The organism is uncultured Flavobacterium sp. (assembly GCF_963974175.1).
In the GTDB taxonomy this organism is placed as follows: Bacteria; Bacteroidota; Bacteroidia; order Flavobacteriales; family Flavobacteriaceae; genus Flavobacterium.
On the sequence record NZ_CAXBBR010000002.1, the window covers coordinates 201,830 to 222,811 of the forward strand.

Sequence of the window (20,982 nt, forward strand, 5' to 3'; positions counted from 1 at the left end):
CTGATTTCGACACAAATAATAAACCATGAGTAAAACAGCCTTAATAACCGGTGCAACCAGCGGAATCGGTAAAGCGACCGCACAAATATTAGCAAAAAACAACTATAAAATTATCCTGTGTGGAAGACGCGAAGACCGAATGGCAGAACTCGAAAAGGAACTTTCAGAACTGACAGCGGTACATACTCTACTATTTGATGTGCGTGATAAAAAAGCGGTGTCAGAAAGCATAGCTTCTTTACCTATAGCTTTTTCTACTATAGACATTCTTATCAACAATGCTGGTAACGCACATGGATTAGACCCTATTCAAACTGGCGATTTAGACGATTGGGATGCCATGATCGATATCAACGTAAAAGGCTTGTTATATGTTTCGAAAGCCATCATTCCCCAAATGATCGAAAGAAAATCAGGTCATATCATCAATATTGGTTCCACTGCCGCAAAAGAAGTGTATCCAAACGGAAATGTCTATTGTGCCACAAAACATGCGGTTGATGCCTTAAATCAAGGCATGCGAATGGATTTAAACCCCTTCGGAATAAGAGTGGGCGCTATCCATCCCGGAATGGTGCAAACTGAATTTAGCGAAGTGCGTTTTAAGGGAGATACAGATAGAGCTGAAAAAGTATATCAAGGTTTCACACCCTTACAACCAGAAGATATTGCTGATATTATTCATTTCGTGGTATCCAGACCCTATCATGTTAATATTGCCGATTTAGTGGTAATGAGTACTGCACAGGCTTCTTCGACGATTGTAAAAAAGAATTAAAGCAACGCATGTAAGGCAATTAAATTTTAGTTTTTTAAAGATTTTTATCTAACGGGTCAATAAATAATAAAATAGAATGATCAATAAGCGCCTTTTAATTAAAAACCTGCTCGCTCAAAATGATGAGAGTAGCTTTTATGACAAAAAGCGCCAATTGAACTTGCATACTCGTGAAGGAAAAGCAAAGTTTTTAAAACACATTTGCGCTTTATCCAATTCCAACCCTGCCAATAATTCTTACATCGTGGTAGGAGTCGAAGATCAAGATAATGAAATCGTGGGGGTAGATTTTTTTGATGACAGCCATATTCAGAATTTAGTAAATGCCTATTTAGAAAACCCACCTAAGATTCAATATGAAAATGTCCCTTTCCCAAACTTACCAAAAGACAAGGTGATTGGATTAGTGACGGTAAAACCAAAAAATAACATCTCGTATTTTAAAAAAGGGATTCATACTATTCTGGTCAATAGCGTCTTTATAAGGCATGGCAGCAACACGATGCCGACGGAAGAAAAAATTAAAAAGAATTTTCAAAACTCAGAAACCGTAATTGGCATAGAGAATAATGCTCGAAACAACATCAAATACACCTTGGACGGCGTATTTGATTTTATGAATTTTCGCCACAAAGACATGGCACCCAAGTACAAGGTCTTCAAAGAATTATTTGTGATTTGCTGGGCCGGAACTCCAAAAAAAGTAAGAGATAAAACATTTTTGTCCCGTGTTGACATCGAACTGATAAATGAGCAAATTAAATTGTTTTATTCCGATCAAGATGTGGTTACCATTACTTATGATGAGGATACTTTTACCATTACTGAATATCTTTCTTTGGGCCTGAATGACAAGACGAGTTATTATCCCCTGGAGAAACAAACTATCTATTTTTATGAAAATGGGTACTACAAAATAGAAAACGAGATGCTTTTCCAACCACCGGAATTCAGCCGAAAAATGCTTTACCACATTTACAATTCTAATCTTGCTGTTTTAGCAAAACTAAAAAAAGGACTCACATTAACAGCGGGTGAACAAAAGGATCTGGAAAATGTGCCCTCGACATTTATGATTTGTTACCTCAACGGATTTGATGAGGCTAAAGAAAAACTAGAGGAAGCTAAGCCTTTTTTAAAACCTTTTCCTCACATTTATTTATCCTTTAAAGAAGCAATGCGAATTTTGAGAAAGATGAAGTACGATGTGAAGTAAAAATTAAGTCATTTTACAAAAACAAATATACCGTATCGTATTTAGATACTTGCGCCCTAAATACAGTGGTGATTTAAAAGCCTTTCTAATTTGAAAAAGTAAACTAGGGCTTGTAGGAAAACATCAGTAGTACTACTGATGCTTCTTTAAAAGGACTTCCTTCTATTGCTCCGTTTTAAAAATGACAGGCAGCCATAAAAAGGTCATTAATAAAGCTGGCTACCATTCGAATAATTAAAAGCGACAAGACGATAAGTGTATTCATTGTAGAAAGTTTTTTTGTAAAATTACTTCAAAATACCACAGCAAACAATCACTAAATTTAGTGATATTTACGCAATTCAAAAATAGCTATTTTATTTCAGAATCAACTCATTAAAAACAAATCTATCGTAAAATACAACTATTTCGTCCATGCAATTTAGCTAAACTTTTATGTTAGCCCGCTTCCTCCGTTTAAATTTTTATCGTTTACTATTGAGGCACGATTTACTCTCGCTAAAGATGGAAACCGTTGCATCTGCTACAAATTACGATAGCTCAATAAAATACTTCAAACACAATCAACGATCTTTTACTTGTTATACTGTTTTCTGCTCCACTTTAATTTTAAGATAAAAAAATAATTAAAAATTCTCTCTTCCCAACTCTTTTCCTTAATTTTATGGATTAGAAAAAAAACACTCTTGCTGTTTTTTATAATCCCGATTGACCAAACACAAAATGAGAACATTAGTTATAGGAGATATACACGGAGGCTTACGTGCACTGCACCAAATCATGGAAAGAGCCAAGGTAACTGCCGAAGATTCCTTGATTTTTTTAGGGGATTATGTAGATGGCTGGAGCCAATCTCCACAAGTCCTCGATTACTTAATTGAATTGAATAGCACAAACAATTGTGTCTTTATCCGGGGAAATCACGATGAATTATTATTGCATTGGTTAAAAGATAGTAAAGACAACCTCATGTGGTACAAGCATGGTGGCGAAGCAACTGTACTAGCTTATGAAAAAGTAGATGCCGTTACAAAACAATTGCATGTTGACTTTTTACTTTCGTTAAAAGACTACTATTTAGATGAGAAAAACCGCCTTTTTGTTCATGCCGGATTTACAAACATGAATGGAGTTGCTTATGAATTCTTTCCAAAATTATTTTACTGGGATAGAACCTTATGGGAAACTGCTCTGTCATTAGACCGAAGTATCAAACCCAATGACATGCTCTATCCGAAGCGATTGACTTTGTATGACGAAATCTACATAGGCCATACGCCAGTGACTCGCATAGGTAAAACAGAACCGGTACAAATGGCTTGTGTCTGGAACGTGGATACAGGAGCTGCTTTTAAAGGTCCTTTGACCATAATGGACGTAAATACAAAAGAATTCTGGCAAAGTGAGCCCTTGAACGCTTTGTATTTTGACGAAAAAGGGAGAAATTAAAATTTAATAAACTAATTTTGTCTCAATAGTTTAAAAATATTGACACATATGAAAAAAGTAATCACATTATTATTACTATCGTCCGTTTGGCTTACAAATGCACAAGCCTTTAAAGGAAATGGAGATGTGAAAGGTCAAGTAGGTCTAAATCTACAAGACGGAGGAACAGGAATTTTCATTTCTTCTGATTTTGGAATTGGCGAAAACATGTCCTTAGGGCTTACGGCTAATTATTTATTATCTGTTAACGAAGACGAATTGGGAAATATTCCAGATTTTGGTCAACGGGTAGATTTTAAAGCACGATTTAACGCTAATTTAGGAAATGTATTGAAAATGGAGCCAAATATGGATATTTATCCAGGCTTGGATTTAGGTTTACATAACTTTGGCGCACATCTTGGTTTCCGTTATTTCTTTACCGAAGGTTTTGGATTATTTGGTGAAGCTGGAGTACCAATAGCTAAATACGACAAAAACATAACTGGATTTGACCATTTGAACAATCAGTTTGTTTTCAATATTGGAGCATCGTTTAATTTGTAGCACAATACAATTACTACATTTTTACAATAAAAAAAGGCAATTTGAAATTTTCAAATTGCCTTTTTTAGTTTATGTGTTTTAAGTACTACAAATCAAATTTGATTCCTTGTGCCAAAGGCAAAGAAGTTCCATAATTGATTGTATTGGTTTGACGACGCATATACACTTTCCATGCATCTGAACCTGACTCACGCCCACCACCTGTTTCTTTTTCTCCTCCAAAAGCACCACCGATTTCAGCACCAGAAGTCCCGATGTTTACATTGGCAATACCACAATCTGACCCTGCAACAGATAAGAAATGCTCTGCTTCTCTTAAATTGTTAGTCATAATCGCAGAAGACAATCCTTGTGCTACTCCGTTTTGAACGTCAAGCGCATTTTCTACAGTTCCTGAATATTTCAATAAATACAATACTGGAGCAAAAGTTTCGTGTTGTACGATTTCAAATGAATTGTCCGCTTCTGCAATTGCAGGTTTCACGTAACATCCACTTTCGTACCCTTCTCCTGAAAGAACACCACCTTCAACAAGAATTTTACCACCTTGTTCTACTACTTTAGTCAACGCTCTATTGTACATTTCAACCGCATGCGTGTCGATTAGTGGTCCAACGTGATTGTTTTCGTCTAATGGATTTCCGATGCTTAGTTGCTTGTAAGCTGCCACAACAGCGTCTTTTACTGTATCATAAATACTTTCATGAATAATTAAACGGCGAGTTGAAGTACATCTTTGTCCTGCAGTTCCTACTGCTCCAAAAACAGCACCGATAACTGTCATTTTTATATCAGCATCTGGCGTAACAATGATTGCATTGTTTCCACCTAATTCCAATAATGATCTTCCTAAACGACCTGCTACTGTTTGCGCAACGATTTTCCCCATACGAGTAGAACCTGTTGCAGAAATTAACGGTACACGTTTGTCATTAGTCATCATTTCACCTACTTTGTAATCTCCGTTGATTAAACAAGAGATTCCTTCTGGAAGGTTATTTTCTTTAATTACCTCAGCAATTATGTTTTGACAGGCGATTCCACAAAGTGGTGTTTTCTCTGATGGTTTCCAAACGCAAACATCACCAGCGATCCAAGCCAAAGCGGTATTCCAAGCCCAAACAGCTACTGGAAAGTTAAACGCTGAGATAATCCCAACAACTCCCAATGGATGATATTGCTCATACATTCTATGTTGTGGACGCTCAGAATGCATTGTTAAACCATGCAATTGACGAGAAAGACCAACTGCAAAATCACAGATATCAATCATCTCCTGAACCTCACCATATCCTTCTTGTAATGATTTCCCCATTTCGTAAGAAACCAATTTACCTAAAGCATCTTTATTTTCACGTAATTTTTCTCCAAACTGACGCACGATTTCACCACGTTGCGGTGCTGGCATCAATCTGAATGTTTTGAAAGCTTCAGTAGCGGACTGCATTACTTTTTCGTAATCTGCCGCTGTCGAAGTTTTAACTTTCGCTATCAATTGACCATCTACAGGAGAATAACTTTCAAGGATTTCTCCATTTGAAAAATGATTTAATCCTGTTGAAGTTCCTTCATTTATGTCCTTTATGCCCAATTGTGCCAAAGCCTCTTTCATTCCGAATTGATTTGCTATTGTTATCATTGTAACTTTTTTGGTTAAAATTGTTATATTATTTTTTTGTAAAGATATTGTTTAAAGACTTACTATACAAAATTCATCCTGTAAAATATCGTTAAGAATAGGGTATTATTGTTAAAAACCAGATCCTTTATGCAATTCTTCGCGATTAAAAAAAATAGATTTATGTGTACGTGATTTCATAGCCCCGGTAGTAGCGGCATCCTTTTGTGGATTTCTTTAGGCCACAAAAGATAAAGCGAATGACGGGAAGTGGCTCCTAACTAAAAGAGAATCCTTTATATACTTTACTCTTTAGTCATAAATCGAGGGTCCGTTTCCATCACTGTCCCGCATTTTTCGCAGGTTCTCAGTGCTTCTGATTTATAGAAACTATCAAAATGAGGCATAAAGTCTTTTTCGATATCGTTTAGCTCAAAGTACACTTCATGTAATTTATGATTGCAGCTCTCACAAAACCATAGCAAACCGTCCGTATAGCCTTGCCCTGCCCTTTTTCGTTCAATAACCAAACCTATAGAGTCCTCTGAACGCACTGGAGAATGAGGGACCTTTGCAGGATGTAGGTACATATCACCCGCATGTAACTCCAATACATTACGCTCGCCATCCTCTTGTGTAATGACTTTTATCGAACCTTCTAATTGATAGAACAACTCTTCAGTCTCGTTATAATGAAAATCTTTTCGGGCATTAGGGCCCGCAACAATCATGACAATATAATCACCGGAATCCCTATATAAATTTTTATTTCCAACAGGCGGTTTCAGCAACTGACGGTTTTCATCAATCCATTTAGTAAGGTTGAAAGGTTTTGAAATTGCCATTTTATTTGAGTTGTTAAATTAATGTTGCGCTAAGTTACTAAAAAGTCTCAAGCAGTAAAGTTTATAAAATCATAAACTATGGGCATAATTACGAAATGGATCTGCTAATGTTAATGGGGACGAGAATTCTATTCTCAAAATTGGGGCTGAGCCTGCAAGATATCAACTACCTATCCTTTATTTCACCTCTTTTATTAAGTAAATATAAACCGGAAAATGATCACTGAAACCAATTTCCGTAGCCGAATGACGTTTTGGATATCCCTTATACTGACCAGAAGTTTGTATTAAAAAAGACTTGTTATATATCCCCGCTTTCCAATAGTTAAAAGAAGAAAAATTATTCTGAATCAGCGATTGCGATACCATTATTTGGTCAAAGATATCCCATGAATCCCGAAATGCGATTGTCCCTAAACCTTTCTTAGCCATATCCTCAAAGGGGTTATATATTCCTAATGGAGGAACATCTGCTTTATTGGCTTTAGCACCAAGGGCAATTTTCACACTTCTATTATAAGGTCCATCATTTAAATCTCCCATGGTCAACACCTTTGCGTTTGGATTTATCCGCTGCAGAGAGTCTATTATTTTTCTATTTAATGCTCCTGCTGCTTCGCGAAACGGACTTGATTTTTTCTCTCCACCGGAGCGTGACGGCCAGTGATTGACAATAATATTAATTTCTTCTCCATCCAAAAAACCCGTGACTAATAGCTGATCTCTCGTAAAGACACGATTATTATAATTGCTTATTTGTAAAGTGTCATCCGTTTTTTCTTCCACTTCTAATTTGGCACCCACTTTTTTAACGACTTCTTTTCGGTAAACGATTAGCGGGATATTGGTATAAGTTGTAGGACGGAAATATTGTTTTTGATACAATAACGCAACGTCGATTCCTCTTTTGTCTGGCGAATCAAAATGGATGATTCCGTACTCTTTATTAACAATTTTTGATTCTTTGATTAAATCTTCCAGAACGCCTCTATTCTCAATTTCAGAACAACCAATGAATGTAGGTGAATTTGTATTTTCCGCCGAGCCGATTTCCAGTAAAACCCGAGAAAGATTCTGCAGTTTTTGATTGTACTTTTTGGAAGTCCAATGCTGTGCTCCTTTGGGCGTCCATTCATCGTCATTTGTAGCGGGATCGTTTATGGTATCAAAAAGATTTTCAAAATTATAGAATGCAACGGTATGTATCGCATATTTTTTTTGTTGGCAAAATCCATCAACTACAGGTACAATAAAAAATAACACTAAAATCAATCGCGTAACTCTCATATTTGACCTCTGAAAAATTAATTTTAATCCTCAATACCAGCAACTCTTTGAGTAAAAATACTTCATTTTAAGAACAAACTTCAAATTATTTTTGAAATTCATTATCTTTGATTTTTAGTCAATTTGATTGACTTCCATTATTTTACACATCCTCGAAAAACAAAAATATGCATACTACCCGATTTTGGTCTATAAAAAGTAGTTTTGGTTTTTATAAAGCCCTACTTTTATTTTTTGTTTTACAATCATTCAACAGTCAAGCCCATACACCAATGACAACACCACCCATTTTACAAAAAGGAGATACGATTGCAATTTTGGCAACAGCCAGAAAAAATATTGATGACAACTTGCAACCTGCCATAGATTTATTACATAGCTGGGGACTAGAAGTTGTTATTGGAAATACAATTGGCTTAGACGACAATCAATTAGCGGGCACTGATACCCAAAGAGCAGCCGATTTTCAGAAACAATTAGACAACCCAAATATTAAAGCAATCTGGTGTGTAAAAGGAGGTTATGGTACGGTTCGAATCATTGACTTATTGGATTTTACCAAATTTAAACAAAGCCCAAAATGGATTGTTGGTTTTAGCGACATCACCGTTTTACACAATCATTTAAATACAATGGGATACAAAACCATTCATGGAATTATGCCTGTCACTTATCCACGAGCAACTACGGAGGCAGTTGAAAGCCTAAAACTGGCATTGTTTGGCAATCCCATCCGTTACGAGATTGCTCCCGACCCTATGAATCGCTTCGGAACCGCTTCAGGCGAATTAGTAGGTGGAAATTTATCAATCTTGTATAGTTTGTTAGGTTCTAATTCAGCTATAGATTGTACAGATAAAATCTTGTTTATAGAAGATTTAGATGAATACTTGTATCATATTGACCGCATGATGATGAATTTAAAACGCAATGGTTGTCTCGAAAGTATAAAAGGTATAATTGTGGGTTCTATGTACAAGATGCGAGACAATGATATTCCCTGGGGAAAAAATGCCCTTGAAATCATAGAAGATGTCACTAAGCAATACAAAATTCCCGTTGTCTATAATTTCCCGGCAGGACATATCCGCGACAATAGAGCGTTAGTTTTAGGAAGTGTTGTTCATCTTGAAGTTACTGCTAAAAAAAGTGTTTTACAATTTGACTAAAAAAGATGGCTGAACACAATGAATTAGGGAAACTTGGGGAAGAATTAGCTGTATCCTATTTGCAGAAAAACGGATATACCATTATGGATACCAATTGGACTTTTCAAAAAGCAGAAATTGATATCATTGCCAAAAAAGAAAATACCCTTGCTATTGTTGAAGTAAAAACCCGTTCCTCATTAGAGTTTGGTTTGCCGCAGGATTTCGTGAAACCTAAAAAAATTCAGCTTCTCGTAAAAGCCGTTGACGCCTATGTCAATGAAAAAGACCTAGATATTGATGTCCGTTTTGACATCATTGCTATCCACAAAGAAGGCAAATCTTTTGTTATTGAACACCTTATCGATGCGTTTTATCATTTTTAAGTAAATTTTATCGATGTTATATTTGTAACAAAATGTTTTTTATTTATATTTGCATACGTTTTTAACACAACTACTAAATCAACTAACTACTAGATCTAAGTAAAAACATCTAATTTATTATGAAAACTGTTTCATCAATTGTCGAAAATTACATTAAAACAAAGCCCTTTCTATTAAACGCACTCTCTCTTGGAATTATTAATCTGACGTCATTATCTAGAAATATAATGTCCGAATTAGAAAGCGAGTTTGGCAAAGAAGTAAAACAAGGTGCTGTTGTAATGTCGCTAAAGAGACTTACCGAAGAATTGGATTTTAGATTAAATCACAAAATTAATAAAGTAATAAAAAATATAGGTGAAATAACTGTACGTTCTGCTTTGACTGATTATACGTTCTCTGTTTCTGAAACGGCTTTCAACAAACAGTCCCAACTAATATCAGACATCAATGCCTTACCTGATGTGTTTTACACCTCATCCAGAGGAGTAAATGAAATCAATATTGTAGTAAGCAATAGTGTAAATCACTTGGTTGACAAGCATTTTGTAAGTGAAAAACTGATTCAAAAACTGGACAATCTAGCATCGATTACCGTTAAATTACCAAAAGAAAACATTGTTGTTCCTGGTATTTATTATTTCATCTTTCAGCGTTTAGCCTGGGAAGGGATTATCATTAATGAAGTAATCTCGACTTCTAATGAATTCACTATTTTAGTAAGTGAAGAACAAGTAGATGTTGCTTTTAAAGTAATCAAAGATTTGAAAAACTAAAATAAACAATTACGGTTATAGCTGAGCTTCCCTCTTTCAAAAGACGGAAGCTTTTTTTATGCTTCTTTCCCTCCCAACATCTCCATCAACTCTAATGCTTTTCTTGTTGATTTTGCATTATCGAAAGTGATTAGCAGACGCAAGCCATTTGGCGTTTGTTTCTCTTTCATTTTACAAAGGTCAGTGTGTTTTTGAACAAACTGCAGCACCGCTCTAAAACGTTGCGATTGATAATAATCAGATTGCTGATCAGATACAAAATAACAAATCATCTTGCCTTGTTTCATCACTAGTTTCTCAATTCCTACTTGAGTCGCAATCCACTTGATGCGAATACTGTTCATTAAAGCAATTGCTCGTGGAGGCATTGGGCCAAAACGGTCAATCAATTTAGTCTGAAATAGTTGTAATTCTTCTTCATTTTTTACAGCCGCTAATTCGCCGTACAAACTCAATCGCTCGCTGATGTTATTGATATATTCATCGGAGAACAACAACTCAAAATCAGTGTCGATTTGCAGGTCTTTTACGTACTCCTTCGTTTCTATATTATTCTCTGTAGGATACAAATCTTTAAATTCATTTTCTTTTAATTCCTCAATGGCTTCATTCATGATTTTCTGATAGGTATCAAAACCTATTTCGTTGATAAAACCACTTTGTTCCCCACCTAATAAATCTCCAGCACCACGAATCTCCAAATCTTTCATCGCGATATTAAAACCGCTTCCCAGATCACTAAATTGTTCCAATGCCTGAATTCTCTTTCTAGCGTCATCGGTCATGGCTGAATACGGCGGACAGATAAAATAACAAAAAGCTTTTTTATTGCTTCGGCCCACACGTCCACGCATTTGATGCAAATCAGACAAACCAAAATTATTAGCGTTATTGATAAAAATCGTATTAGCATTAGGAACGTCTAATCCGCTTTCGATAATAGTGGTAGCTACCAATACATCAAATTCCCCGTTCATGAAAGCCAACATCAATTCTTCCAGCTTCTTCCCTTCCATTTGTCCGTGGCCAATTCCAACTCTGGCATTGGGTACCAAACGCTGAATCATTCCGGCGACTTCCTTTATATTTTCAATTCGATTATTGATAAAAAACACTTGTCCGTTTCGTTGAATCTCATACGAAATCGCGTCCCGAATCATCTCTTCACTAAAACCAACAACATTAGTTTCAATAGGATATCTATTGGGTGGCGGAGTCGTAATTACTGATAAATCACGTGCTGCCATTAAGGAGAACTGCAAGGTCCTCGGTATTGGCGTGGCGGTCAATGTGAGCGTATCCACGTTAGCCGCAATGGTTTTCAATTTATCTTTTACGTTTACTCCAAATTTCTGTTCTTCATCAACAATAAGCAATCCTAAATCTTTAAAAACAACGTTTTTATTAACCAATTGATGCGTTCCTATGACGATATCTAGTTTTCCTTCCGACAAATCTTTTAAAGTTTCAGCTTTTTGTTTAGCACTTCTAAATCGGTTTAAATAACCAATGGTAACTGGCATGTCTTTCAATCGCTCAGTAAAAGTACGGTAATGTTGATAGGCTAAAATAGTCGTCGGAACTAGAATAGCGACTTGCTTCCCATTGTCTACCGCTTTGAAAGCAGCACGAATGGCAACTTCCGTTTTTCCAAAACCTACATCACCACAAACCAACCGGTCCATAGGGCGATCGCTTTCCATATCGGCTTTTACTTCCTGAGTAGATTTGGTTTGATCCGGTGTGTCCTCATATATAAAAGAACTTTCTAATTCATTTTGCAAATAACTGTCAGGTGCAAACTGGAATCCTTTATCCAATCGCCTTTTGGCATACAGCTGAATCAAATTGAATGCTATGTGTTTTACTCTTGCCTTGGTTTTTTGTTTTAAAACTTTCCAGGCATTCGAACCTAACTTATAAATTTTAGGCGGTGTCCCGTCTTTACCGGTATATTTTGAGATTTTGTGTAGTGAATGTATGCTCACATACACAATATCATTATCAGCATAAACTAATTTTATAGCTTCCTGCGTTTTGTTTTCGACCTGTATTTTTTGTAAACCTCCAAAACGTCCAATTCCGTGATCGATGTGTGTTACATAATCCCCAACAGACAGCGTTGTCAATTCTTTTAAAGTGATATTTTGCTTTTTCGAATAGCTGCTCTTAATGTTGAATTTATGGTAGCGTTCAAAAATCTGGTGATCGGTATAACAGGTAATTTGGTTTTCCTCATCAATAAAACCTTGGTACAAAGGCATAACAATCGTATTGTATTGTTTGCGAATATTCTCTGAATTGGATTCGTCTAAACTTGCAAAAATATCATGAAATCGTTTTGCTTGTCCCTCATTCGAACAAAACAAATAATTTTTATAACCGTTAAACTGGTTTTCACTCAGGTTGTTCAGTAACAAATCAAATTGCTTGTTGAATGACGGTTGTGGCTGAATGTGAAATTCGAACTTCTTGGCGATTTTAAAAATTGGTGTTGGACTCAACTCTACTATCGAAAAATCTAAAGCTCTTTTTATAAAAGTCTTTTGGTTTAAAAACAGTTGATCCGGCGTGGCATGTTTGATGTCAGTTGATAGCTTTTCAAAAGCTTCTTCTGCCCTCGCAAATTGTTTATCCAACTGCGAAAAAAGGTCTTCGGTATTTTGAATAAACAACACCGTTTTCTCTGAAATATAATCCAGGAAGCTTTCTCTATTTTCCTGAAAAACTTTGTTCTCCACATTTGGAATTATCGTGATTTTCTTTTGGATTTCGATAGACAACTGGGTCGCTACATCAAAGCTACGAATGCTTTCAACTTCGTCTCCAAAAAACTCGATACGGTACGGATTATCATTCGAAAAAGAAAACACATCGACGATACCTCCACGAACAGAAAATTCTCCCGGTTCTGTTATGAAATCGACTCTTTTAAATTCATATTCGAATAAAACCTCATTGATAAAATCAATTGAAATCTTATCCCCAACGGACACTTTTAAGGTGTTTTTTTCCAAATCTCTACGTGTTACCACTTTTTCAAAGAGGGCTTCGGGATAAGTCACGATTACAGCCGGTTTCTTTCGAGAATTTATTCTGTTGAGTACTTCGGCACGCAACAAAACATTGGCATTATCAGTATCTTCAATTTGGTACGGACGACGATAAGAACCTGGATAAAACAGCACATCCTTATCACCTATCATTTGTTCCAAATCATTTAAATAATAGGCCGCTTCCTCTTTATTGTTTAAAACGATGAGAAATGGAGCATCTGCTTTTTTAAATAACGCGCGTATGACAAAAGATGTCGCTGATCCCAGCAAACCATCAAGATGTAATTTCGGTTGATTATTTTCCTGCAAACGTTCAACGATTTGTTGAATTTTAGGCGAATTATCAAAGATGTTATATAGGGCAGTTTTACTCAATTTGAGGAAGGTTTGGGTTGTTTATTGTCGGATTACTATTTGGAATGGCTCTGGACGCATCCATCATTTTTATTAAATCAGATTCTCCTTCTTCCACGGGAATTTTACTTTTTTCAACAATTTTATCCATTTGCCTCTGTAATGAAGCTAATTCAACATTGATTTCAGCAATCAAGTGAACCACCTTTTTATCTGGAATGTTATCTAAATGAATATACAAATCAAGCAAACGCACTTTAGTGATTAGTGTTGAAATTCTGCTTTTAATTTGTGGTTTATCAAACTGGTAAGGCAAATTTTCATTCAATGCCGTTGCTTTTTTAGAAATGGCTGTCGCTTTTTGTTGAAATGCTCCAACGGTCTTTTTCGGTTTTTGTGCTAGTTCAGCCAAAAACAGACGAAGCTCATTCCAAGTGGCAACACTTTCTTCGGCAGTAGTATTTATAGGTGTATCATAAAAAACCCACCCTTTATTTATATTCGAAAAAATGACTTCCTTTTTTTTGGCGTCCTTTTCGTTTTCTGCGATCCTTTTTTGATTATCATCTTTACAGGAAGAAAGGATTATAATCAGAAAAAGAAAGGATACTATTTTATATTTCATAGGGATGTTCTCTGTTACTTTTTAATTTCCAATGTAATTTTCTACACTTCTTTCTTCTCGCCGTCGAGATTCTTTTATGCTCATTTCATTGCCATTACAAGGAAGCACAAAGTTACAAAGTAAATTTATAATTACAGATTCGAATATGCAAATTCCAATTCAACTGCAAACACTACATTTATAGCATAAAAAATGCCAAAATAGCGAACAGAAAATTATCATTCCAGCTGTTTTCATATCGGATTTATAATCCCGAAGTAACACTGCAAAAATATTTACGAAAACGTTATCTTTGCGATTCAAAAATTAGTCAATATGAGTACAAAAATATTAATTATAGGCGCTTGTGGACAAATAGGTACCGAGTTAACCCATTCTCTAAGAAAGATCTACGGAACTGACAATGTAATCGCTTCCGATATTCGAAAACTAAATAACGATGTTGTTAATTCAGGTCCTTTTGAGGTAATAAACGCATTGGATTTCAATCAGATTGAGCATCTTGTAGAAGTTCATAAAATTGACGAAATCTATCTGATGGCAGCATTACTATCAGCAACAGCAGAGAAAAACCCCGCTTTTGCCTGGGATTTAAATATGAATTCTTTATTTCACGTTTTGAATTTGGCTAAAGCCAAAAAAATAAAAAAAATATTCTGGCCATCGAGCATTGCTGTTTTTGGTCCAACAACACCAAAAGAAAACACACCTCAATATACCATCATGGAACCGTCCACGGTATACGGAATCAGTAAACAATCTGGTGAAAGATGGTGTGAATACTACCATAATATATTTGGTGTGGATGTGAGAAGCATCCGTTACCCAGGATTGATCAGTTACTCCTCTCCTCCCGGTGGTGGAACAACGGATTATGCTGTAGATATTTTCCACAAAGCACTTTCTGATAAAAAATACGAATGTTTCCTTTCATCGGAAACTAAAATGCCGATGATGTATATGGACGATGCAATTGCAGCGACTATAAAAATTATGCAAGCTCCAAAAGAAGAAATCAAAATTCATTCTTCATACAACCTTGCAGCAATGAGTTTTACACCGACAGAAATTGCAGCAGAAATCAAGAAACATATTCCAGAATTCACGATTACTTACGAACCAGACTTCCGCCAGAAAATTGCTGACAGTTGGCCTGCAAGTATCGATGACCACCAAGCAAGAGAAGATTGGGGTTGGAATCATAAATATAATTTAGAATCGATGACCGTAGATATGCTGGAAAATCTAAGTAAATTAGAAGAGTAATTAAATTGTTATCATTGTCTTTATTTGAAGCAGAAATGAATTTCTCGTCAAGACCACCCACCCGTCATTCGTTTTATCTTTGCTTTTTTAAAGAACAAAAGCAAAGGATATCACTACTACCGGGGCTAAAAGACAACAAATGTATTTTACAACAAATAAAAAAACAGAAGCCGCTTTTACAAAAGTTGCTTCTGTTTTTTTTTAGCCATAAAAAGTTAGTCGATAGTTTTTAAAAATTACTTCTTATCGTGCTCTGCTATTATCAACTCTGCCACCAAACGTCCTGACTTTATAGCAGCGTTTATGGAACCGTTTAATAAATGGTCGCCACAACAATATAAATTGTCGTTGATTTTCATATCAGAAATTGTCAAATCATCTTTAAGAACAGTGAGATTTGGCAATGCATATTTAATTTTATAGGTTTTCAAGTGTGCCCAATCTTCGACTTGTTTTCCAAACCAAGGTTCTAGTTCCTCTTTGATTTTTTTAGCTAATTCCTGGTCCTCTAAATCTAAAATACCATTACAGGATATCGAAATTAAAACTTTCCCTTCTGGAGCATACGCTTTACTAACGTTTGTCATTACCGTCAAGTTATTTACCACTTTTTTCTTTTCAGAGGCGTTTAGAATGACTACCGCTTTGTTTGAAGGTGCGACAATAGCTTGAAAGTACACATTAGTAACAGAATGATGTTGGGTCTCAACATTATTTTTTAATTTCGAAATAAGATCATTCGCCTCTGTAGCAACTATAATAACATCCGATTTTATTTCAGCACCCGAATTAGTGAAAATAGTATTTTCGAGAATGTCGACTACTTTAGTATTGTACAAAAAAGAATCCGCAGGTAATTGATTCGCTAGTTGTTTTGGAATTTCTTCCATACCTAATGCGGGAAGCGCAGCATCACCTTCTGAAAACATTTTCATGACAAAATCAAACATCCTGTTAGGTGTTGTTAGATTGTTTTCGAGAAAAATACCAGAGAAAAATGGTTTGAAAAAACGGTTAATCATTTTAGAACTGAATCCGTAATTTTTCAATTGCTCTAAGCTTGACTTTTGCTCTTGCAAAAAAATTCCTTTGATTGATTTATTGATTAATTTTTGCTTCAATAAAAAAGTATTGAATTTGTCTTTCAAGGACCCAACTGGTGCAAAAACAGTAGCCAATAAAGCTGCAGGTCTTCGAAACGGATCGGCAATTTCAAATTGACCACCGTCATAAAGTACAGTTGCTCCTGGTAAAAAAGTTTTAAGTTGTAATGCCTCGTAATCCAATAGCCTTTTCGCTTCTGGATAGGAAGTAAGCAAAACCTGAAAACCGCGATCAAGCCTAAATCCATCGATACTATCTGTCTTTATTCGCCCACCTGCCCTATCACTAGCCTCTATTATTTTTACAGAAAAACCCTGACGATGCAAATGCAATCCTGCTGAAAGCCCCGAAATTCCTGCGCCAATAATTGTTATAGTTGGATTCATATCGTTTTTATAAAATCGTTTGTTACAAATTTAGTGTTTCCTTTCGTCGAACACAATACTCTCTTTTTCCTAAACATAAAAAAGGTCGCAAATATATATTTTGCGACCTTTTGCTTTTATTGTAGAATTCCGTTTTTTGTAAACATCGTACGCAATTTGGTAAATTCTGATTCTGATTTTACTTCTAATAAATCACGGGTTTTTCCGTTCTTTAATTCTATAAAATATTTTTTTCTTCCTAAAAAAATCCGCTAATTCAATCCTTTTATTTGATCGATTGGTATTTTTTCTCTTGTTGATTTTTTAAAAATAGAATTATAAAGTATCACAATTGAAACAACTCCTAACACCAACCATATCATTTTCATGAAACCAAAACTTGCTTCTACGTCAGATAAATTTAGAATCGCATTCAGTAGATTTAAAATCATCAGAAAGTTCAATAAAAAGACATAGTTTTTAAGTCCATCCTTAATCTCGATTGATTTTTTAGATTCGTTATAGTTAATGTTCATGAACCACTACTTAAATTTAGTACTACTAATTATTGTTTAAAAACATTATTTTCCTGTTTCACATCAGCCATTAATCCGCTTGGATCGATAGTGATTTTCTTGATCGTACTTTTTGCTTTAGCAATAGTAAAATCATAATTAGATTGTGCCCAAGTCCAGTCGTTCAATACCGTTCTTTTTACTTCAGGATTCGGATTTGCTTTTTCGAAACTCATCAAACGTAAGGGAACATAAAAGCTTTCAGTAGTCCCATCAGTATACTCTACTAGTAAGTCAATAGGCATTGGCATTCTACCAATTCTTTCTAAACTTACAGTCGTTTTGTCGCCATTATCCGTTACCGCTTTGATACCATAATCGATCGTATTCAACGTTTGTGTCCAGTCTACTAAATACCAATCTAAATTAGCGCCCGAAACACGTTCAGCGGTTCTTTTGATATCATTAGGTGTAGGATGTTTGAATTTAAAATCATGGAAATACCTTTTGATGGTTTCTGCTGTTTTATCTTTTCCTATCAAGTAGTTTAATTGTGACAAAAACATACTTCCTTTTACATAAGACGAAATACTATACGGTCTGTTTTCATCATAACGATCCCCATGGGTAGTTTGCGGTTGCTCTTTCCCTGAATTCACTAAACTATAATAAGCCTTGTAATTTCCTTCAAAAGGGTTTGCCACTTTTTTATCAGAGAATTCATTTTCCGCTAAATCTGAAACATAGGTTGTAAACCCTTCGTCCATCCATGGATGCTTAGACTCATTTGAAGCCAAAACGTGTTGGAACCAAGAATGTCCCATTTCATGCGTAGCCGTTCCAAAAATCCCTTCAAGAGTTCCATTTCCTAGCATCAATGTACTCATGGCATATTCCATTCCGCCATCTCCCCCTTGGATAAATGAATATTGTTTGTACGGATAGTTCCCAATATTTTTATTGAAAAAATCCATTACATTGACCATCATAGGCTGCAATTTTTTCCAATTTTCAATAGTTTTCGGATAGTTTTTATAAAGGAAGTGTAAGTCAACATCATTTGGTCCTTTTACGATGTCGTGCATGTAGTTTTTGTCAGCAGCCCAAGCAAAATCATGAACCATTGGCGCTACGAAATGCCAAGTCAACATTTTTAGTTTCTTAGGATAGTTTACGTTAACACCCGCATCTTCGTATCCGTGTCCAATTTCATTTTGGTTTTGTAAATACCCTGAACCTCCTAAAGTATAGTCTTTGTCAATTGTAATATTTACATCAAAATCTCCCCAAACACCGTGAAATTCTCTAGCGATATAAGGATCAGCATGCCAACCTTCAAAATCAAATTCGGCCATTTTGGGATACCATTGTGCCATCGACAATTCAACTCCTTCTGAATTATTTCTACCAGAACGACGAATTTGTACTGGAACCTGTCCATCAAAATCTAAGGTAAAAGTAGTTTTGCTATTTGGCAGAATTGGCTTAGCCAAAGTAACTTCAAGAATTGTACTTACTGTTTTTGTTTCAGCGGCAACACCATCTTGTTTAAAGTTGGTAATATTTAAGTAACCTATTTCATTTGGCTTTAGCCCTTCAATACGACTTACTTTAACCTCTTTACCATCTACTTTTACTTTGTTCACCATTCTTCCGTCAGGATCTTTGATGCTATGTAGTCGTGCATCCATTTCACTTCCTGGTTGAAATGCATTATTGAATAAGTGATAATACACTTTTCTCAAAGTATCTGGCGAATTATTAGTATACACTAATTCTTGCTTCCCTTTGTATTGATAGTTTTTAACGTCCATCGCAACGTCCATCTTGTAGTCAACATGTTGTTGCCAATAAGCCGTGCTTTGTGCAGAGATAGCTCCTACATTGAAAGTAATAAAAGAAATTAACAGCAGTTTTTTCATGGTATTTAAATAAAAAATGGAAGGACAGTTGTCCTTCCATTGGGTTTCTAACTATTCTATTTATTTTCTCGACATCTTATCCGCCATTAATAAGGCGTTGTATGCGTTCACTATTTTTCCTGATTGAGACAAAGTCGTAAAAGAACGACTGTCTTTTGGATTCCCTCCTACAACGACAGTTTCACTAATCGCTACACCTGAATCCATCAAAATGTGTTTTACTTGTGATGCCGTTAATGTTGGGTAATACGAACGAATTAGAGCGGCAACTCCAGCAACGTTTGGCGCGGCCATTGAAGTTCCTTGCAAATATTTGTAAGTGTTATTTGGCGTTGTAGCATAAATTTTTACTCCTGGTGCAAAAACATCAACATTCACTTTTCCAATGTTAGAGAAACGCGCTACCACTTTATCACCATACTCAAAATTCAAAGCACCGATAGTGATCATATTGTCTGCAAACTCTGTTTTTTTATCATCAGAATCGTTAGGAAAATTATCGTAACCGTCAATATCTTTTGCATCATTCCCGGCAGCGTGAACAATTAACACATCTTTCTTTTCAGCATATTTAATGGCATCATACACCCATTGTTTGTGAGGAGAAAAACTTTTTCCAAAACTTCCGTTGATTACTTTCGCTCCGTTATCAACTGCATAGCGTATTCCAAGTGCAATATCTTTATCATATTCGTCTCCGTCTGGCACAGCACGAACAGTCAAAATTTCAACATTATTTGCAATTCCGTCACCCCCAATAGTGTTGTTTCTAACTTGAGCAACGATTCCTGCAACGTGAGTTCCGTGAAGGATTTTTTCCTTGTCTGGTCCCATTACGTTATTATTTCCGTATTTCGTGTCCGATAAATCATTTGGGTTATCACCAACAACGTCTCTGTAATTTTGTTTTAGATTGTCTCCATTAAGAAGGGCAGACATTTCATCAATATCACCTTGAATTGCTTTTTCTAGATCAACTATACTCATTCCATAAGAAAGCATTCTTTGCATTGTTACTTTACTTTCTAATATTGAAGTGTCTTTTGAATCAATTGCATTTACTTCGTCAATAGTATAAACACGCTTCGCTAAAACCTTTTCGATAACAGCATCAGCACTTGCTGTACTAGTTAGAAGTCCCTCTAAACGCGTCTTCCCTGCTTGTGCTTTAGCTATTTTTTCATCATTAATTTTCTTCGCTTCTTGATACGTTACTTCATCTACCAAGTTTTTGTCCTTGATGATTCTTTCGTATTCTAAATTTTCTTTAGTGATGTCTCCAAGGAAATTCCAACCATGAATATCATCAACATATCCATTTTTATCATCATCAATTCCGTTACCCGCAATTTCTTTTGAGTTGGTCCAAATTACTGATTTTAAATCCTCATGTTCAATATCAACACCTGAATCTACAATTCCAACAATAACTTTTACTCCTTTTTTATCTTTCAGAAGTTCTGCATAAGCTCTGTCAACACTCATTCCAGGAATTGTATCATTTACGATGTCTAAATGACTCCAACGTTTTAATTCATTTTCTTTTAAAGCGGCAGTTTTTTTAACATTTAAAGGGGCAGTAATTGCCGTTAAAGAACTAAAACTTGAAACTTGTTTTTGAGCTCCACATCCAGCCAAAACCAAAACGGCAAAGGCAGAAAGGCAAATCGGTTTAATACTATTCATTGATAATTTCTTTATGAGTTGTAAATATTTGTCTAAAATA

The 20,982-nt window shown here is 35.6% G+C and carries 17 protein-coding genes; 8 read left to right on the forward strand and 9 right to left on the reverse strand.

Annotation, left to right across the window (positions count from 1 at the left end):
• Positions 1-25 precede the first annotated feature (25 nt).
• From AAC069_RS03810 to AAC069_RS03825, 4 genes are all read left to right on the forward strand, one after another.
• Complete coding sequence (locus AAC069_RS03810) at positions 26-778, forward strand: SDR family NAD(P)-dependent oxidoreductase (RefSeq protein WP_339919176.1); 753 nt, start codon at positions 26-28, stop codon at positions 776-778.
• A gap of 76 nt (positions 779-854) precedes the next feature.
• Positions 855-1,994: an ATP-binding protein gene (locus AAC069_RS03815; protein WP_339919177.1), complete on the forward strand. Its 1,140-nt coding sequence runs from the start codon at positions 855-857 to the stop codon at positions 1,992-1,994.
• Between the two features lie 723 nt (positions 1,995-2,717).
• Positions 2,718-3,443 (forward strand): metallophosphoesterase, encoded by a 726-nt coding sequence (locus AAC069_RS03820; protein ID WP_339919178.1) that lies wholly within the window; start codon positions 2,718-2,720, stop codon positions 3,441-3,443.
• Positions 3,444-3,491: 48 nt separating this feature from the next.
• Positions 3,492-3,989, forward strand: a complete 498-nt coding sequence (locus tag AAC069_RS03825) for a DUF6646 family protein (protein WP_339919179.1) — start codon at positions 3,492-3,494, stop codon at positions 3,987-3,989.
• A gap of 85 nt (positions 3,990-4,074) precedes the next feature.
• On the opposite strand, the gene AAC069_RS03830 is transcribed toward AAC069_RS03825, so the two are convergent.
• The 3 genes from AAC069_RS03830 to AAC069_RS03840 form a co-directional block, all read right to left on the reverse strand.
• The gene (locus AAC069_RS03830) at positions 4,075-5,628 is read right to left on the reverse strand and encodes an aldehyde dehydrogenase family protein (RefSeq protein WP_091091289.1); all 1,554 of its coding nucleotides are present in this window, start codon (positions 5,626-5,628) and stop codon (positions 4,075-4,077) included.
• Positions 5,629-5,912: 284 nt separating this feature from the next.
• Positions 5,913-6,452 (reverse strand): 3-hydroxyanthranilate 3,4-dioxygenase, encoded by a 540-nt coding sequence (locus AAC069_RS03835; protein WP_339919180.1) that lies wholly within the window; start codon positions 6,450-6,452, stop codon positions 5,913-5,915.
• 177 nt (positions 6,453-6,629) lie between these two features.
• Positions 6,630-7,739, reverse strand: a complete 1,110-nt coding sequence (locus AAC069_RS03840) for an endonuclease/exonuclease/phosphatase family protein (RefSeq protein WP_339919181.1) — start codon at positions 7,737-7,739, stop codon at positions 6,630-6,632.
• A gap of 167 nt (positions 7,740-7,906) precedes the next feature.
• Here AAC069_RS03840 and AAC069_RS03845 point away from each other — a divergent pair, with 167 nt between their 5' ends.
• The 3 genes from AAC069_RS03845 to AAC069_RS03855 all read left to right on the forward strand — a co-directional run bounded on the left by AAC069_RS03845 (position 7,907) and on the right by AAC069_RS03855 (position 10,049).
• Positions 7,907-8,908, forward strand: a complete 1,002-nt coding sequence (locus AAC069_RS03845; RefSeq protein ID WP_339919182.1) for an LD-carboxypeptidase — start codon at positions 7,907-7,909, stop codon at positions 8,906-8,908.
• Between the two features lie 5 nt (positions 8,909-8,913).
• Positions 8,914-9,273 (forward strand): YraN family protein, encoded by a 360-nt coding sequence (locus AAC069_RS03850; protein WP_339919183.1) that lies wholly within the window; start codon positions 8,914-8,916, stop codon positions 9,271-9,273.
• Between the two features lie 119 nt (positions 9,274-9,392).
• Positions 9,393-10,049: an aspartate kinase gene (locus tag AAC069_RS03855; protein WP_091091305.1), complete on the forward strand. Its 657-nt coding sequence runs from the start codon at positions 9,393-9,395 to the stop codon at positions 10,047-10,049.
• 56 nt (positions 10,050-10,105) lie between these two features.
• Here AAC069_RS03855 and mfd read toward each other — a convergent pair whose 3' ends face one another.
• Positions 10,106-13,480 carry a transcription-repair coupling factor gene (gene mfd, locus AAC069_RS03860; protein WP_339919184.1) on the reverse strand — a complete coding sequence of 1,125 codons (3,375 nt, stop codon included), beginning with the start codon at positions 13,478-13,480 and terminating at the stop codon, positions 10,106-10,108.
• Entirely contained in the window at positions 13,473-14,084 is a 612-nt protein-coding gene (locus AAC069_RS03865; protein WP_339919185.1) for a hypothetical protein, read from the reverse strand. The genes mfd and AAC069_RS03865 overlap by 8 nt, the downstream gene beginning before the upstream one ends.
• 315 nt (positions 14,085-14,399) lie before the next feature.
• On the opposite strand from AAC069_RS03865, the gene AAC069_RS03870 reads away from it, so the two are divergent.
• Positions 14,400-15,350, forward strand: coding sequence for an L-threonine 3-dehydrogenase (locus tag AAC069_RS03870; RefSeq protein ID WP_339919186.1), 951 nt, complete (start codon positions 14,400-14,402; stop codon positions 15,348-15,350).
• A 236-nt stretch (positions 15,351-15,586) separates the two neighbouring features.
• Here the strand turns inward: AAC069_RS03870 and AAC069_RS03875 are convergent, their stop codons facing one another.
• The 4 genes from AAC069_RS03875 to AAC069_RS03890 all read right to left on the reverse strand — a co-directional run bounded on the left by AAC069_RS03875 (position 15,587) and on the right by AAC069_RS03890 (position 20,942).
• Positions 15,587-16,840 (reverse strand): NAD(P)/FAD-dependent oxidoreductase, encoded by a 1,254-nt coding sequence (locus AAC069_RS03875; protein ID WP_339919187.1) that lies wholly within the window; start codon positions 16,838-16,840, stop codon positions 15,587-15,589.
• 251 nt (positions 16,841-17,091) lie between these two features.
• Positions 17,092-17,355, reverse strand: coding sequence for a hypothetical protein (locus tag AAC069_RS03880; protein ID WP_339919188.1), 264 nt, complete (start codon positions 17,353-17,355; stop codon positions 17,092-17,094).
• Positions 17,356-17,384: 29 nt separating this feature from the next.
• The gene (locus tag AAC069_RS03885; RefSeq protein WP_339919189.1) at positions 17,385-19,256 is read right to left on the reverse strand and encodes a M1 family metallopeptidase; all 1,872 of its coding nucleotides are present in this window, start codon (positions 19,254-19,256) and stop codon (positions 17,385-17,387) included.
• A 60-nt stretch (positions 19,257-19,316) separates the two neighbouring features.
• On the reverse strand, positions 19,317-20,942 hold the full coding sequence (locus tag AAC069_RS03890) for a S8 family peptidase (RefSeq protein WP_339919190.1): 1,626 nt from the start codon (positions 20,940-20,942) through the stop codon (positions 19,317-19,319).
• Between the last annotated feature and the right edge of the window lie 40 nt (positions 20,943-20,982).